Raw genomic sequence first — 15,762 nt, 5'->3', positions numbered from 1 at the left:
TCCCCCGCGGCCGGGCCGATCAACCAGCCCGTGGGAGGTGGAACATGAGCCGGACCGGCAAGACCGTGGATCGTGTGCGTCGTTGTGTCGATGACGCGCTGATCTTCACGTCGCTGCTGCTGCTCGGGTGGCCGGCGCTGTTCACCGACGGCGCCCGCAGCGACGGCGGGCCCGCGCGGCTGGCCCTCGGGGTGAGCCTGATCCTGGCGCTCGGCGCCGGCGTGATCCTGCTCGCCCGCCGCTGGCCCCTGGTGCAGTACGCCCCCGCGGCCGCCGCGGTCGTCATGGCCGGCTACTGGTTCGGGCACAGCGGCGCGACCAACCACCAGCTCACGTGGCTGACCATCGCCGTCGCGGCGATCATCCTGCTCCGGCAGTTCCTCGGCGCCCGCACCAACGAGGGCCTGGTCCGCGACCTCACCCGGCAGCGCGCCCAGCTGGCCCGGCAGGCGTCCCGCGACCCGCTCACCGAGGTCGGCAACCGCAAGCTCTTCATGGACCACGCCACCGACGCGCTCGCCGACGCCGACGACACCATGACCGCCGTGATCCTCTTCGACCTGGACGGGTTCAAGGAGGTCAACGACACGTACGGGCACACCGTCGGCGACGAGCTGCTGCGCGCCGCGGCGGAGCGGCTGACGGCCAACGTCCGCAACAACGACACCGTCTCGCGGCTCGGCGGCGACGAGTTCGTGGTGCTCCTGCCCCGCCTGGTCGACGACCAGATCGCCGACACCGTGGCGAACCGGATTCTGCGCGACCTCGAGCAGCCGCTGATCATCGGCGACGTCGTGCTCACCATCCCGGCCAGCGCCGGCATCGCCATCACCCGCGGCACCGGCAGCGCCGTCGACGAGGTGATGCGCGAGGCGGACCTCGCCCTCTACCAGGCCAAGGCCGAGGGCAAGGGGCTCGCGCGACGCTTCGACCCGGCGCAGTACGCCGCGGTCGAGGTGCGGCGCCGCGAGGAGGCGGACCTGCGCCGCGCCGTCGACGACGGCGAGTTCGAGGTGCACTACCAGCCGATCGTCGACCTCGAGGGCGAGCGTACGGTCGGCGTCGAGGCCCTCATCCGCTGGAACCACCCCGAGCGCGGCATGGTCCCGCCGGTGGCGTTCCTGGACATGGCTGAGTCGCTGGGTCTGCTGCCCCGCCTGGGCGGCTGGGTGCTGGAGGAGGCGTGCCGGCAGGCCGCCGAGTGGCAGCGGGACAACCCGGGCATCGAGCTCAACGTGAACCTCTCGGCCAGCCAGCTCGGCAACCCCGACCTCGTCGACGAGGTACGCGGCGTGCTGGAGCGCACCGGCCTCCCGCCGTCCCTGCTCGTGCTGGAGCTGACCGAGTCGGTCGCCCTCGTGGACCTGGTCGAGTCGGCGCGGGTGCTCGGCGCGCTGAAGACCCTCGGCGTGCGGATCGCGCTGGACGACTTCGGCACCGGCTTCTCGTCGCTGAGCCACCTCGGCACCCTGCCGGTCGACGTGGTCAAGATCGACAAGTCGTTCGTGCAGGCCATGCAGGAGACCTCCGGCGCCTCGGTGGCCGAGGCGGTCCTCCAGATCGCCCGGACGTTCAAGCTGGCGCCGGTGGCCGAGGGTGTCGAGGACGCCACCCAGGCCTCCCGGCTGCGGGAGCTCGAGTGCGCCCAGGCGCAGGGCTACCACTTCGCCCGGCCCATGCCGGCCGGCGACCTCACGGCGCTGCTCGCCCGCGAGGCCGCCCTCGCCACCGAGGTCGCGCCTACTTCGGCTGGGTGAACCGGATGCTGTTGCCGAACGGGTCGCGCAGTCCGCAGTCGATGCCGTACGGGCGCTCGGTCGGTTCCTCGGTGAACTCGACGCCCTTGGCGAGCAGCGTCTCGTAGGTCTTGCGGCAGTCGTCCGTGGAGAAGATCAGCGAGCCGCCCGTGGCGCCCTTGGTGACGAGCTCGCGGACCTGCCGCGCGGTCTCCTCGGACATCGCCGGCGGGCCCGGCTTCTCGAGCAGGATGTGCCGGTCCGCATCTCCGGGGACGCGGACGGTCAGCCAGCGCATGAAGCCGAGGTCGACGTCGGCGCTGACCTCCAGGCCGAGCTTGCCGACGTAGAAGTCGAGGGCCTGGTCCTGGTCCAGGACGTAGATCTGCGAGTGCGTGATGGCGTTGAACATGCGCTTCACGCTAGTGATCCGGCGCCGGGAAAACTTATCCGAAACTGCTCGGTCGCAGCCACGCTCTGGCGAAGCAGCTCGGCACGTTCACCGCCGCGGCCTGCCGGCGGTACTCGCGCGGCGACCGGCCCACGACGTCGCGGAACGTCCGGCTGAAGGTGCCCGGGCTGCCGAAGCCGACCTCGAAGCAGATGTCGGTGATGCTGCGGTCGGTCTCGCGCAGCAGGAACATGGACCGCTCGACCCGCCGGCGCTGCAGATACCGGTGCGGCGTCTCGCCGAACGTGGCCCGGAACGTCCGCGCGAAATGCGCCGGCGACACGTGAGCGATGCGGGCCAGCGCAGGGACGTCCAGCGGCTGGGCGTAGTCGCGGTCCATCGCGTCCCGCGCCCGCAGCATGCGGCGGTTGGTGTCCTCCTCGGCGCACATGTCAGAGCGGCGGGGGCTCGATCTCGGTCTCGAGGCGGGTGCCGGCGAGCGCGCGGGCGAGCAGCGGGTGGCTGTCGCCGTACACCTTCTGCAGCTCCTCGACGGCGGCCTGGGTCGACTGCTCGTCGCCGGCGTCCAGCGCCACGTTGAAGGCGCACGCCAGGGTGTCCGGGTGGTCAGCGCCCCGCACGCTGCGGGAACGGTTGAGGGTGTCCAGCGCGATCTCCCGGGCCTGCTGCGCCTCGCCGGTCGCGAGCAGATCCGCCGCCAGCCCGTTGGCGCAGCTCAGCGTGAACGGATGGTCGGCGCCGACGCTGCGCCGCAGGCCGCCGAGGGCCTCCTGGTCGATGGTGCGCGCCTCCGCGTACCGGCCGGTGGCCCGGACCACGCCGGCCAGGTCCGCCGCCGCGGCCAGGGTGAACGGGTGCTCGTCGCCCAGCACGGCGTGGTAGCGGGCGACGGCCCGTTCCAGCAGCCGGTGCGCCTCGTCGAGGTCGCCCGCGTCCCGGGCGCAGTTGGCCAGCGACACCACCGCGCCGAGCGTCTCCACGCTCAGGTCGCCGAACTTCTGCCTGTACAGTTCCACGTTGGCGGCCGCGAGCGCGCGAGCCTCCGTACGCCCCGACCGCCGCGCCGCCATCGCCGCGAACCGGCCGGCCCACAGCGCCATCGGGTGGTCGGCGCCCAGGGTGTCGAAGTGCCCCGCGACGGCGAGCAGCTCCCCGGCGCCCGCGTAGTCACCGAGGCCGAACAGGTCGAAGGCCAGCCCGGCCCGCGACGACAGCGTCTCGGGATGCCCGTCCACGAAGATCACCTGGCGGTGCCGGAGCACCTGCTCGTCCAGCGCCCGCGCACCCCGGAAGTCGCCGAGCAGCCGCAGGTCCGCGGCGAGGTTGTTGGCACAGCGCAACGCGGTCGGGAAGCTCTCCCCGAACAGCCGGCGGTAGCGGACCAGGTTGTCCGCGTCCAGCTGGCGAGCCTGGCCGAAGTGGCCCTGCATGCGCAGGTCGGCGCCGACGCTGTTGGCGGTCGCCAGGGTGGTCTCGTCGTCCCCGCCGAGCACCTCCCGCTGCGAGCGCAGGGTCTGCGCGTTCAGGGCGCGGGCGTCGGCCGTACGGCCCACCGCGCGCAGGGCGTTCGCGAGGTGGAAGGAGGCGAGCAGCGTCTGCTCGTCGGTCTCCCCCAGGCTGTCGCGCCACCGGGACACCGCCTGCGTGGCCAGGTCGCGGCTGGAGTCGTAGTCGCCGCGGGCGTACAGGAAGCGGATGCAGTTGATGACCAGCTGGCGGATCTCCTCCGAGTCGCCGCCCAGCACGTCGGAGTGCACGAGGTGCGGGATGATCGCGGCGTACCGCGGCCAGTGCGTGGGGTTGTCGGGGTCGCCCGGGTCGGCGGCGGCGAGCATCGCGCGCACCGTGCGCAGCAGGGCGGCGTGCCGCTCCGAGCTGAGCTGCTGGCCCAGCATGCCGCGGACCATCGGATGCACGATCAGGCTCTCGCCCGGCGGGTCCAGGTCGGCCAGGCCGTAGCGGCCGATCAGGCGGATCGCGGCCTTCAGCCGCCGTTCGATGCGCACGGTACGGGCAAGCTCCGGCGAGACCAGCCCCCGGGCGGCCCACAGCAGCTCCCACGACACCGGCGCGCTGGCGAGGAACGCACTCAGCTCCAGCAGCTCGAAGGCGGCCGGGGAGGCCTCGGCGAGCCCGTCCGCGGCCAGCCCCCAGGCCACCCGGATCGGGGTGGGGAAGGCCAGCTCGCCGGCGCGGGCGTCATAGCGGCGCAGATACTCGTCGACGCTCCACCCGGTCGCCGTCCGGACCGCGGCCGCCTCGTCGAGCGCCATCGGCACGTCACCGAGGTGGGCGGCGAGTCGCTCGGCGTCCGCCGTGGTGAGGTCCGGGGTGCGGCGCTGCAGGAAGTCGACGCTGTCCGTACGGTCGAAGACCGGGACCGGCACCGCCTGCGCGACCTCGGTCGTCCAGCGCGGGTTGCGGGAGGTGACGAGCACATGGCCCGCGCCGCTCGGCAGGTAGGGCTTGATGTCCTCGGGACGGTTGGCGTTCTCGAAGACGACGAGCCAGTTACGGTACGGCTCGCCGCGGCTCAGCGCGTCGCGGACCGCCCCCAGCGTGCGGTTGATGTCCCGCGCCTCGGGCAGCTTCAGCTCCTGCGCCAGCCCGACCAGCGCGGCGCGCATGCCGGCGGTCTGCTCCGCGGGGATCCACCACACCAGGTCGTAGGTGTCCGCGTAGCGGTAGGCGTACTCGACGGCCAGCTGGGTGCGGCCCGTGCCGCCCAGCTGGTGGTCGGCGGACGGGAGCAGCACCACCGGCCCGTTGCCGAGCAGGTTGCGCATGTCGGCGAGCAGTCCCTCGCGCCCCACGAAGCGCGGACTACGCGGCGGCAGACCGCCCCGGATCGGCACGCCGCCCTCCCTATGGTGACCCTGCCCCATGTCGTGCTGCCGATTACCGTACGTGGAATCATCGCCACTACGGAAGCTTGACCGACGGAAGGCCCCCCGGTGACCGACGAACCCGTGACGAGTCTCGACCGCGACGCCGACGTGGTCACCGTCGCCCTGCAGGGCGAGGTCGACGTGCTCAACGTGGACCAGGTCCGGATCGCCCTCGTGGAGGCGCTCGAGACCCGCCCCCGGACGCTCGTCGTGGATCTCGAGAAGCTGTCCTTCATCGACTCCACCGGACTGGGCGCGATCATCTTCGGCTTCCAGCGGGCCCGGGACGAGGGCGTGGAGTTCTGCCTGGCCCGCCCGACCCGCGGCGTGCACCAGATCCTGGTCCTCAGTGGCGTCCTCGAGGTGGTCGAGCTCAGGCAGTAGGTCAGCCGACCCAGGCGAACTCCCGCGCGGGCACCGCTGCCGCCGACCGGAAGTTGTTGTTCACCGTGGCCGCCTCGGTGGGGTTCGGGTACGCGTTCGTGCAGGAGACCGGGGCGCTGCTGCCCGACATGAGATCGGCGCACAGGCCGGTGCGGCGGTCCGGCAGCCCGAGGATGTGCCCGAACTCGTGGGCGGCGATCCGCGGGACGTAGTACCCGTCGTCGACCGCCTCGCGGCCCATGTACCAGCGGCCGTTGCCGAGGGACGTCGTGTACGTCCGCGGCCAGCCGTTGTCGGCGTAGACGCGGATGTTGGGCGTACGCCCGGCCGGAACGGGTTCGAGGCGGACGTTGGTGACCCGGCTGTTCCAGATCTGCGCGCCCTGGTTCACCACGGCGACGAACTCCTGCGCCTGGCTCGCGTCGTAGTACAGCACCCGGGGCGCGGCGGCGGCGGGACCGGCGGCGGCGACCTGCAGGCCGGCCGCCGCCAGCAGGGCGAGCAGGACGGCGGACACTCTCTTCATCAGCATGCCCACACGCTAACCACAGAAAGACGACTATCGATGCCTTCCGGTCATACCTGTTGCCGCCTCATGGTCACGTGATGGCCGGCTCGGCGGGCGGGAACGCCAGCCCGATCCCGGGACCCGCGGGGCCGCCGTCGCGGGTACGCCGCCCTACCAGCAGCATGAGCGAGAGCAGCGACGCCGTCAGCGCGAGGGCGCCGGCGCCGTACCACGCCCAGTCGTACGTGCCGAGCCGGTCGCGCACGAGGCCTGCCGAGGTGGCCGCGATCGCCGCGCCGAACTGGTGCGAGGCGAAGACCCAGCCGAAGACCACCGCGCCGCTCGCACCGAAGTACTCGCGGCACAGGGCGACGGTCGGCGGCACCGTGGCCACCCAGTCCAGCCCGTAGAACAGGATGAAGACCACCATGCTGGGATGCGCCGTGGCGGCGAACAGCGACGGCAGCACGAGCAGAGAGAGCCCGCGCAGGGCGTAGTAGGCGCCGAGCAGCAGCCGGCTGTCGACCCGGTCGGTGAGCCAGCCCGACGCGATGGTGCCCGCGATGTCGAAGAGGCCGACGAGTGCCAGCAGGCTCGCCGCCGTGGTGCCCGGCATCCCGTGGTCGTGGGCGGCCGGGATGAAATGCGTGCCGATCAGCCCGTTGGTGGTCGCCCCGCAGATCGCGAAGCCGCCGGCCAGCAGCCAGAACGCCCGGGTCCGGGCCGCCAGTCGCAGCGAGCGCAGCGCGTTGCGCGCGGCGCCGCCGGGCGCAGGCGCGGTCGAAGAGACCTCGTCGCCCGGGCCCGCGCCGTACGCGCTGACACCCAGGTCCACCGGCCGCTCGCGCAGGCGCCACCACACGAGCGGCACCACGGCCAGGGCGGCGGCCGCCACGGTGAGCGCGGCGGTACGCCACCCGTGCGCGCCGGTGAGCCGGGCGAGCAGCGGCAGGAACACGAGCTGACCGGCCGCGCCGCCCGCGGTGAGCACGCCGGTCACCAGTCCGCGACGCTGCACGAACCACCGGTTGGCGACGATCGCCACGAATCCCAGCGCCATCGACCCGGTGCCGAGCCCGACCAGGACGCCCCAGCAGAGCACGAGCTGCCAGCTCGAGCGCATGAAGACGGTCAGGCCGCTGCCGGCGGACACGAGCACCAGGGCCCCGGCGACGACCCGGCGCATGCCGAGCTTCTCCATGAGGGCGGCGGCGAACGGGGCGGTCAGGCCGTACAGGAGGAGGTTGACGGAGACGGCGGCCGAGATCGTGCCCAGCGACCAGCCGAACTCCTGGTGCAGCGGCTGGAGCAGGACGGACGGCGTGGCCCGGAAGCCGGCGGCGCCGACGAGGGCGATGAACGCCACGGCGGCGACGGACCAGGCAGATGCAGGCGTCGGGAAGTCACTCGATCATTCTGCGAAGGTCCGACCGGGCGGACGAGTGGCCGGGAGGCCATGATGCGCAAGAATCGGGCCATGACGCATTCCGTGGCGATGCTCGCGCTCGACGGCGTGGTCGGCTTCGACCTGGGTGTCCCGCCCCAGGTCTTCGGCGCCGCCCGCGACGTCGACAACGCCCCCCTTTACACCGTTACGACCTGTGGCATCGGGGGCCGGCCGGTACGCCCCGAGCGCGGCGGCTTCCTCGTCGTGCCGGACCACGACCTGACCCCGCTGGCCACTGCCGACACCGTGCTAGTCCCCGGCGTCAGCGGGGGCTCGACGATGACCGACGGCACGGTCACCGCCGAGGTTGCCGAGGCGCTGCGTGCGGCCCACGACCGCGGCGCCCGCATCATCTCCATCTGCACCGGCGCGTCGGTGCTGGCCGCGGCGGGGCTGCTCGACGGCCGCCGGGCCGCCAGCCACTGGGCCTGGGCCAAGCGCCTGCGCCGGCTCTTCCCGCGGGTGGAATGGGACTTCGAGGTGCTGTTCGTCGACGACGGCGACGTGCTCACCTCGGCCGGGGTGGCCGCCGGCGCCGACCTGTGCCTGCACGTCGTGCGCGGCGACCACGGCAGCGACGTGGCCAACCAGGCGGCCCGGCGCTGCGTGATGCCGGCCTGGCGCGACGGCGGCCAGGCGCAGTACATCGAACGCCCGATCCCGGCGGCGCACGGCAGCGGCACCGAGCCCACCCGCGCCTGGGCGCTGAGCCGGCTGGCGGAGCAGGTGAGCCTCGAGGAGCTGGCCGGGCACGCGCGGATGAGCGTACGGACGTTCACGCGCCGGTTCCGCGACGAGACCGGGATGAGCCCGCAGAAGTGGTTGCTGCAGCAGCGCGTGGCGCACGCGCGGCTCCTGTTGGAATCGACCGACCTGAGCGTCGACGTGGTGGCGCGCCGCGCCGGTCTGGGCAGCGCCACCGCGCTGCGGCAGCACTTCCAGCACTCGGTCGGCGTGGCGCCCAGCGCGTACCGGCGGGCGTTCCGTCATCCGTGACACGTGCCCTCAGCTCACGGCGGGAGTGTCCGATGGGACAGAGGTAACCCCCGGTCGTTTCGTCGTGAGGATGTCATGGATCAGACCTTCCGCCCGTTGCTCGACGCCCTCAAGCAGATGGGCATCGACGAAGCGGCGGTGGACGCAGCGTCCGAGGAGGCCGCGGAGTCCGGCCGGTCCGTCCGCGCGGTCCTGCTCAGCAAGCGGGTCGTCACCGAGGAGGAGCTGACCGAGGCCGCCGCGTACGCGTTCGGCATGAACACGGTCGACCTCGTCGGCTACCCCATCGACCCTACCGCCCTCAGGCGCATCCCCCTTCCCGTCGTGCTCCGGCACCGCGTCCTCGGCCTGCAGATCACCGACGGCGAGCTCGTGGTCGGCGTGACCGACCCCGGTGACGTCGTGGCCCTGGACGACGTCCGCGCGTCGACCGGCATGTCCGTACGCCCGGTGGTGGTCGCCCGCAGCGAGGTCCGGCGCATCATCGAGCGTCTGCAGCGCGAGGACAGCGACCTCGGCGATCTCGTCGACAACTCCGCCGACGACCAGGCCGGCATGGCCGCCCAGGCCACCAGCGCCGACGACGCGCCGATCGTGCGTTACGTCAACAGCCTGATCGAGCAGGCCGTGCAGAACCGCGCCTCCGACCTCCACCTGGAGCCGACCGAGGATGGGCTGCGGGTGCGCTACCGCATCGACGGCGTGCTTCACGAGCTGGACACCGTGGCCCGCGGCGTCATGTCGCCGCTGATCTCCCGACTGAAGATCATGTCGGGCGTCGACATCACCGAGAAGCGGGTGCCGCAGAACGGCCGCATCACCGTGATGATCCGCGACCGCAAGGTCGACCTGCGAACGGCGACGCTGCCGACGGTGTGGGGCGAGAAGATCGTGCTGCGGGTGCTCGACACCGGCGGCATCGACCTCGACATGGAGAAGCTCGGCTTCACCCAGCACAACCTCACCCGCTTCGCCGAGTCCTTCAGCAAGCCGCACGGCATGGTGCTGGTCACCGGCCCGACCGGTTCCGGCAAGTCCACCACCCTGTACGCGACCCTGGGCCGGATCAGCAAGCCGGAGATCAACGTCATCACGGTGGAGGACCCGGTCGAGTTCCGCCTGCGCGGCATCAACCAGGTGCAGGTGAACTCGAAGGCCGGCCTGACCTTCGCCGCGGTGCTCCCGGCGATCCTGCGCTCCGACCCCGACGTCGTGCTGATCGGTGAGATCCGGGACGGCCACACCGCCCAGATCGCCACCGAAGCTTCGCTGACCGGTCACCTCGTGCTCTCCACGCTGCACACCAACGACGCGCCCGGCGCCGTCACCCGCCTCACCGAGATGGGCATCGAGCCCTTCCTCGTCGGCTCCTCGCTGGACTGCGTGCTGGCCCAGCGGCTCGCGCGGCGGCTCTGCGACTGGTGCAAGGAGGCGTACGCGCCCACCGACCAGGAGCTGGAGGCCGCCCGCTGGCCGGTCGAGGACCTCAAGATCCCGGAGGCGCTCTACAAGCCGGTGGGCTGCCGCGACTGCGCCAACACCGGTTACCGCGGCCGCATCGCGCTGCACGAGGTCATGCCGATCTCCCCCGAGATCGAGTCGCTGACCATCAAGCGGGCCTCCTCCGGTGAGATCCGCGACGTGGCCATCGAGCAGGGCATGTACGACCTGCGCGCGGACGGCCTGGCGAAGGCGGCCGGCGGTCTGACCTCGGTCCGCGAGGTCTCGCGCGTCGCCGTGTAGCGCGGCAGGGTACCGCGGACAAGCCCGGTACCGCGCATTTCTGGCGGAACACCTCCTAAACCCCTCCGGCGCGGTGCCGAATGGTGAGGCGTCAGAGATTCACGAGGAGAATGTCGGGGCAGCGGATGTACACGGTCGACCACGAAATACCGCAGCAGGCCGCTCCGTCGGAGCCCCCCGCGGCGGACCTGGCCGTCCTGGACCAGATGCTGATCGCACTCGTCGAGGCGCGCGGCTCCGACCTGCACCTCACGGTCGGCTCCCCGCCGATGATCCGGGTCGACGGCGGCCTGCGCCCGCTGCCCGGCTACGGCAAGCTCAACTCGGCGGACACCGCCCTGCTGTGCCGGGCCGGCGTCTCGGCGGCCCAGTGGGAGACGTACCGCAAGGAGCAGGAGCTGGACTTCGCGCACAGCATCGTGGGCGTCTCCCGCTTCCGCGGCAACCTCTACATCCAGCGCAACTCGTGCGGTGCGGTCTTCCGGGCCATCCCCCACAAGATCAAGCCGCTGGACGAGCTGGGCATGCCCGACTCGGTCGGACGCTTCGCGCACCTGCCGCGTGGCCTCGTCCTCGTGACCGGCCCGACCGGTTCCGGCAAGACCACGACGCTCGCCTCGGTGCTGGACCTGGCCAACCGCAGCCGGGCCGCGCACATCATCACCATCGAGGACCCGATCGAGTTCCTGCACCCGCACAAGCGCAGCGTGGTGAACCAGCGCGAGGTCGGCTCGGACACCCACACCTTCGCCCAGGCCCTCAAGCACGCCCTGCGGCAGGACCCCGACATCATCCTGGTCGGCGAGCTGCGTGACCTCGAGACGACCGCGACGGCGCTGACCGCCGCGGAGACCGGTCACCTGGTGCTGGCGACGCTGCACACGCAGAGCGCCACGCAGACCATCGACCGCGTCATCGACATCTTCCCGCCGCACCAGCAGCTGCAGATCCGCGCGCAGCTGGCGGCCAGTCTCCAGGGCGTCGTCACGCAGGCCCTCGCGCCGCGCGCCGACAACAAGGGCCGGGCCGTGGTCTGCGAGATCCTCACCGCCACGCCCGCCATCCGCAGCCTGATCCGCGAGGGCAAGTCGCACCAGATCCCCTCGTTCATGCAGGCCGGCGGCAACGACGGCATGCTCGCCTTCGACCAGCACCTCGCCGAGCGCGTCCGCGAGGGCATCGTGTCCCTGCAGGCCGCCCTGGAGATCTGCCATTCCGCTGACGAGCTCAAGCGCCTGATCGGACGGGCCTGACATGGCAGCTACCAAGACGTTCCACTACAACAGCATCGACTCGACCGGCCGCAAGACGAAGGGCACGGTGGAGGCCGCCAACGAGGCCGCCGCGTCGCAGGTGCTGCGCCAGCGTGGCGAGGTGCCGCTGGAGCTGTCCGAGGCCGGCCAGGGCCTGCAGAAGGACATCAAGATCCCCGGGCTGGGCGGCCGGACCAAGCTGAAGGACCTGGCGGTCTTCGCCCGGCAGTTCGCCACCATGACGGCCTCCGGCATGTCGCTGCTGCGCTCCCTGGCGATCCTCGAGGAACAGACGTCGGCCCTGTCGCTCAAGAAGGCGGTCGGCGAGGTCAGCGCCGACGTCTCCACCGGTGTCGCGCTCTCGGCGGCGATGGCCAAGCACGACAAGGTCTTTCCGCGCCTCATGATCGCCATGGTCCGCGCCGGTGAGGCCGGCGGTATGATCGACCAGGCTCTCGAGCAGATCGCCGAAAGCATGGAGAAGGACACCGCGCTCCGCGGCAAGATCAAGAGCGCGCTGACCTATCCCGTGATCGTGCTCTGCTTCACGTTCGTGATGATCGCGGCGGTGCTGAAGTTCATCGTCCCGATCTTCGAGGGCATGTTCAAGAACCTCGGCGGCGAGCTCCCGGCGATCACCCAGGTCCTGGTCGACCTCAGCCACAACATGTACTGGATCGGCCCGAGCTCGCTGGTCCTGATCATCGGTACCGCGGTGCTCTACAAGCACCAGTCGCGGGTGAGCCCCGACTTCCGGCTCCGCGTGGACAAGATCAAGCTGCGGATGCCGGTCTTCGGCTCGCTGTTCGCCAAGCTCGCGATGAGCCGGTTCTCGCGCAGCCTTGGCCTGCTGCTCAACGTGGGCGTACCGGTGATGCAGGCGCTGGCCGTGGTCGGCGAGACCACCGGCAACGAGGTCATCAACCGGGCCATGCAGGACGTCCAGGCGGCCGTCCGCGACGGCCAGCCGATGTCCTCGGCCATGCGCCACCACAGCGTCTTCCCCGCGATGGTCACGCAGATGATCGAAGTCGGGGAAGAAAGCGGTCAGATCAGTCAGATGCTCGACAAGGTTGCCGATTTCTATGACAGGGAAGTCGACAGCGCCGCCGAGTCCCTGACCGCCTCGATCGAACCGATCATGGTGCTCGTCATGGGTGGCGTGGTCGGCGGAATGGTGATCTGTCTGTACCTACCGATGTTCACCATCTACCAGAACATTCAGAGCGGCTGACCGCCCTGGAGCAGTGCGCGACCGGTCTCCGGTCGACGTCGGGCGCCCGAGCCCGGACAACCAATCCCCGCCCCACCCTGACGCCACAACGGAGGCACCCCCAATGCAGGACATCATCAACCGGCTCCGCGCCAAGAAGGACGACGAGGGCTTCACCCTCATCGAGCTCCTGGTCGTCGTGGTCATCATCGGCGTGCTGGTCGCCATCGCCGTGCCGGTCTACCTGAACTACCGCCAGGGCGCGGCCGACAAGTCGGCGCAGTCCGACGTCCGCGGCGCGGTCAGCGCGATCGAGCAGTGGTACACCGACAACGGCAACACGTACCCCTCCGCCGACCTGACCGAGCAGAAGAAGAGCTTCAGCCTGAAGGCCGGCGCCGCGGACACCGACCCGAAGAACGTCACGCTGTCCGACAACACCGTGATGTCGTACATCCCGGTGGCGGCGGCCGGCACCGCCGGCAGCTACCTGGTCTGCGCCACCAACACCGGTGGCACCGGCAAGGTCTACCTGTACGACAGCAAGGTCGGCGGCTCGGTCAAGGCCGTGGAAGGCATCAGCGTCAAGACCTGCAAGTAGTCCCGCACCGACGCGACCGAGGAGGACCGACATGCCCCAGCCGTTGCTGTTCGGCGTCGTCGCCCTCCTCGGTCTCGCCGTCGGCTCGTTCCTGAACGTCGTGATCTACCGGGTGCCGCGGGGTGAGTCCCTGGTCCGGCCCGGCTCGCACTGCCCGCAGTGCGGGGCTGCCGTCCGCAACCGGCACAACGTGCCGCTGTTCGGGTGGCTGCTCCTGGGGGGTCGCTGCGCCGACTGCCGCGCCTCGATCAGCATCCGCTACCCGCTGGTCGAGGCCGGCACGGCGGCGCTGTTCGTGGCGGTGGCCGCCCGGTTCGGGTTCTCGTGGGTGCTGCCCGCGTACCTGTACCTGGCTGCCGTGGCCGTGGCGCTCGCCCTGATCGACCTGGACGTGAAGCGGCTGCCGGACGCCATCGTGCTGCCGTCCTACGCGGTCGCGGCGGTTCTGCTGGTGCCGGCCGCGCTGCTCGGCGACGGCCTGGCCCCGATCCTGCGCGGGCTGGCCGCGGCCGCCCTGCTCTGGGCGTTCTACCGGCTCCTCGCGCACTTCGGCGGGATGGGGTTCGGTGACGTCAAGCTGGCGCCGCTGCTCGGCTTCTACCTCGGCTGGCTCGGCTGGGGCCCGGTGGCGGTCGGCGCGTTCGCCGCGTTCCTGCTCGGCGGGCTCGTCGGCGCCGTGCTGATGGCCACCCGGCTGGCCGGGCGCAAGAGCCGGATCCCGTTCGGCCCGTACATGCTCGCCGGCGCCTTCCTGGCCGTGTTCGCGGCGGCACCCATCGCCGACTGGTACCTGTCCCTGTTCGCCCCCACCGCCTGAGGAGAAGGAAGGAACCGATGGCTGGCGTCACTCCGATCGGGCTCGACATCGGCTCGTCCTCCATCCGCGCCGTGGAGGTCCGCCGCGCGAAGGACGAGTACAACCTCGTCAACTTCGGTCAGGTCCCGCTGCCGCCCGGCACGATGCAGGCCGGCATCCCCGCCGAGCCGCTGGCCGTCACCTCGGCGCTCAAGCAGCTCTGGGCCGCGTGCAAGTTCTCGACCAAGAAGGTCGTCCTCGGCGTCACGAACCCGCAGCTGGTGGTTCGCGAGACCTCGGTGAACAACCTGCCCGCCAAGGAGATGCAGCGCTCCCTGCCGTTCCAGGTCCGCGACATGCTCCCGCTCGCGGTCGAGCGCTCGCTGCTGGACTTCCGTCCGCTCGAGGAGCCGGGCGACAACCCCACGGTGCGGGGTCTGCTCATCGCCACTCCCAAGGACGCCGTCATGGACCTGGTCCACGCCGTGGAGCGGGCCGGCCTGCACGTCGTCAACGTCGACCTGGCCTCGTTCGCCCTCCTGCGGGCCGCGTCCCGGCTGGACGCCCAGATCGAGGCGATCGTCGACATCGGCGCCGCGGTGACCAGCGTCATCGTGCACGCCGACGGAGAGCCGTTGTTCGTGCGTACCGTTCCCCGCGGGGGTGCGGAGATCACCGAGAGCATCGCCACCCGCCTGGGCATCCCGGCGCCGGAGGCCGAGGCGCTCAAGTGCCGCTACGGGCTGCACGGCGACGAGCGGCCGGACAGCGCCACCGCGGTCGGCGACGCCGTCCGCCCGCTCATCAGCGAGCTGCGCAGCTCGTTCACCTACCTCGCCTCCGGCGAGCGGCAGAAGCAGGTCACCCGGATCGCCCTGTGCGGCGGCAGCGCCCTCATGCCCGGGCTCGCGGAGCACGTGCAGAAGCAGCTCGGCGTCTCCGTGGTGTACGCGGACAACGCGAGCCGGTTGCGCGACACCCGCAAGGCCAAACAGCGGGGATTCGACGGCTTCGTGCCCGCCGCGGCGGTCTCGATCGGTCTCACCCTGGGAGCAGCAGCCTGATGGCCACCACGTTGATGCCGGTCGACCCGGCCGTTTCCGCGCAGCGGGTCAACCGGATCCTGGCGATCTCGGCGAGCCTGCTGCCCGAGGAGGTCGTCGCCGGCCGGCGAGCCCGCCGGATCCGCGGGTGGGTGATCGTCATGGTCGTCATCGTCGCCGCCCTGTGCGGCGCCTGGATCGTCGCCGCCCAGCGCGACGTGCAGGCGGCCGACGAAGAGCTCACGGCTGCCACCGGCGAGGTGGCCGACCTGCAGCACGCGCAGGACAAGTACGCGTCGGTGGTCCAGCTGCGCAACGACACCGACCTGCTCAAGACCCAGCTCAAGACCACGATGGCCAACGACCTCGACTGGGCCGAGATGCTCAGCATGCTGCGCAGCACCGGCGAGCCGATGGACATCGACGTCGACGGCATCAACGGCTCGGTGGACAACGACAAGGCCGGAGCCAAGGCGACGTCGTCCTCCGCCGGCACGCTCCCGAGCACCAGCGAGTCCGGCACCCTCGGCCGCGCGGTCGTCACCGGCACCGCTCCCGACAAGGAGGCCGTGGCGGCGTACGTCGACGCACTAGCCAAGAAGACCACGATCGCGAACCCGTACGTCACCGACGTCACCAAGTCCGAGTCGCGGGTGACGTTCAGCCTCAACGTCGACATCACCCGCGACGCGCTCTGCGGCCGGTTCGGCGAAGCGTGCGACTCCACTGGGGGTAACTGATG

The 15,762-nt window shown here is 71.3% G+C and carries 14 protein-coding genes and 1 pseudogene; 10 read left to right on the top strand and 5 right to left on the bottom strand.

Features of this window, described 5'->3' with window-relative positions:
* The first annotated feature begins 44 nt into the window (after nucleotides 1–44).
* On the top strand, nucleotides 45–1,757 hold the full coding sequence (locus AB0J80_RS18070) for a bifunctional diguanylate cyclase/phosphodiesterase (protein WP_364705871.1): 1,713 nt from the start codon (nucleotides 45–47) through the stop codon (nucleotides 1,755–1,757).
* Here the strand turns inward: AB0J80_RS18070 and AB0J80_RS18065 are convergent.
* The 3 genes from AB0J80_RS18065 to fxsT are packed head-to-tail and all read right to left on the bottom strand — an operon-like array spanning nucleotide 1,741 to nucleotide 5,003.
* The gene (locus tag AB0J80_RS18065) at nucleotides 1,741–2,148 is read right to left on the bottom strand and encodes a VOC family protein (protein ID WP_364705869.1); all 408 of its coding nucleotides are present in this window, start codon (nucleotides 2,146–2,148) and stop codon (nucleotides 1,741–1,743) included. The genes AB0J80_RS18070 and AB0J80_RS18065 overlap by 17 nt on opposite strands.
* Before the next feature lie 34 nt (nucleotides 2,149–2,182).
* Nucleotides 2,183–2,578, bottom strand: a complete 396-nt coding sequence (locus tag AB0J80_RS18060; RefSeq protein ID WP_364705867.1) for an AraC family transcriptional regulator — start codon at nucleotides 2,576–2,578, stop codon at nucleotides 2,183–2,185.
* Between the two features lies 1 nt (nucleotide 2,579).
* Nucleotides 2,580–5,003: an FxSxx-COOH system tetratricopeptide repeat protein gene (fxsT, locus tag AB0J80_RS18055; RefSeq protein WP_364705866.1), complete on the bottom strand. Its 2,424-nt coding sequence runs from the start codon at nucleotides 5,001–5,003 to the stop codon at nucleotides 2,580–2,582.
* 99 nt (nucleotides 5,004–5,102) lie between these two features.
* On the opposite strand from fxsT, the gene AB0J80_RS18050 reads away from it, so the two are divergent.
* Nucleotides 5,103–5,420 carry an STAS domain-containing protein gene (locus AB0J80_RS18050; protein WP_364705865.1) on the top strand — a complete coding sequence of 106 codons (318 nt, stop codon included), beginning with the start codon at nucleotides 5,103–5,105 and terminating at the stop codon, nucleotides 5,418–5,420.
* A 1-nt stretch (nucleotide 5,421) separates the two neighbouring features.
* Here AB0J80_RS18050 and AB0J80_RS18045 read toward each other — a convergent pair whose 3' ends face one another.
* Both AB0J80_RS18045 and AB0J80_RS18040 read right to left on the bottom strand, forming a co-directional pair.
* Entirely contained in the window at nucleotides 5,422–5,952 is a 531-nt protein-coding gene (locus AB0J80_RS18045) for a snapalysin family zinc-dependent metalloprotease (protein WP_364705863.1), read from the bottom strand.
* 67 nt (nucleotides 5,953–6,019) lie between these two features.
* A pseudogene (locus AB0J80_RS18040) lies at nucleotides 6,020–7,335 on the bottom strand (MFS transporter).
* Nucleotides 7,336–7,405: 70 nt separating this feature from the next.
* On the opposite strand from AB0J80_RS18040, the gene AB0J80_RS18035 reads away from it, so the two are divergent.
* The 8 genes from AB0J80_RS18035 (at nucleotide 7,406) to AB0J80_RS18000 (ending at nucleotide 15,760) form a co-directional block, all read left to right on the top strand.
* Nucleotides 7,406–8,371 carry a helix-turn-helix domain-containing protein gene (locus AB0J80_RS18035; RefSeq protein ID WP_364705861.1) on the top strand — a complete coding sequence of 322 codons (966 nt, stop codon included), beginning with the start codon at nucleotides 7,406–7,408 and terminating at the stop codon, nucleotides 8,369–8,371.
* Nucleotides 8,372–8,446: 75 nt separating this feature from the next.
* Nucleotides 8,447–10,114, top strand: a complete 1,668-nt coding sequence (locus tag AB0J80_RS18030; RefSeq protein WP_364705859.1) for an ATPase, T2SS/T4P/T4SS family — start codon at nucleotides 8,447–8,449, stop codon at nucleotides 10,112–10,114.
* 125 nt (nucleotides 10,115–10,239) lie between these two features.
* Entirely contained in the window at nucleotides 10,240–11,367 is a 1,128-nt protein-coding gene (locus AB0J80_RS18025; RefSeq protein ID WP_364706311.1) for a type IV pilus twitching motility protein PilT, read from the top strand.
* A gap of 1 nt (nucleotide 11,368) precedes the next feature.
* On the top strand, nucleotides 11,369–12,601 hold the full coding sequence (locus AB0J80_RS18020) for a type II secretion system F family protein (RefSeq protein ID WP_364705857.1): 1,233 nt from the start codon (nucleotides 11,369–11,371) through the stop codon (nucleotides 12,599–12,601).
* 103 nt (nucleotides 12,602–12,704) lie between these two features.
* Nucleotides 12,705–13,181, top strand: coding sequence for a prepilin-type N-terminal cleavage/methylation domain-containing protein (locus AB0J80_RS18015; protein WP_364705855.1), 477 nt, complete (start codon nucleotides 12,705–12,707; stop codon nucleotides 13,179–13,181).
* Nucleotides 13,182–13,212: 31 nt separating this feature from the next.
* Nucleotides 13,213–13,998 carry a prepilin peptidase gene (locus tag AB0J80_RS18010; protein WP_364705853.1) on the top strand — a complete coding sequence of 262 codons (786 nt, stop codon included), beginning with the start codon at nucleotides 13,213–13,215 and terminating at the stop codon, nucleotides 13,996–13,998.
* A gap of 17 nt (nucleotides 13,999–14,015) precedes the next feature.
* Nucleotides 14,016–15,041: a type IV pilus assembly protein PilM gene (pilM, locus tag AB0J80_RS18005; protein WP_364705851.1), complete on the top strand. Its 1,026-nt coding sequence runs from the start codon at nucleotides 14,016–14,018 to the stop codon at nucleotides 15,039–15,041.
* The gene (locus AB0J80_RS18000) at nucleotides 15,041–15,760 is read left to right on the top strand and encodes a hypothetical protein (protein ID WP_364705849.1); all 720 of its coding nucleotides are present in this window, start codon (nucleotides 15,041–15,043) and stop codon (nucleotides 15,758–15,760) included. The genes pilM and AB0J80_RS18000 overlap by 1 nt, the downstream gene beginning before the upstream one ends.
* Nucleotides 15,761–15,762 lie beyond the last annotated feature (2 nt).

The sequence above is a fragment of the Actinoplanes sp. NPDC049548 genome (assembly GCF_040676695.1).
Lineage (GTDB): Bacteria > Actinomycetota > Actinomycetes > Mycobacteriales > Micromonosporaceae > Actinoplanes.
The sequence above is the reverse complement of the archived record's forward strand: the minus strand, read 5'-3'. Positions and strand labels throughout refer to the sequence as shown.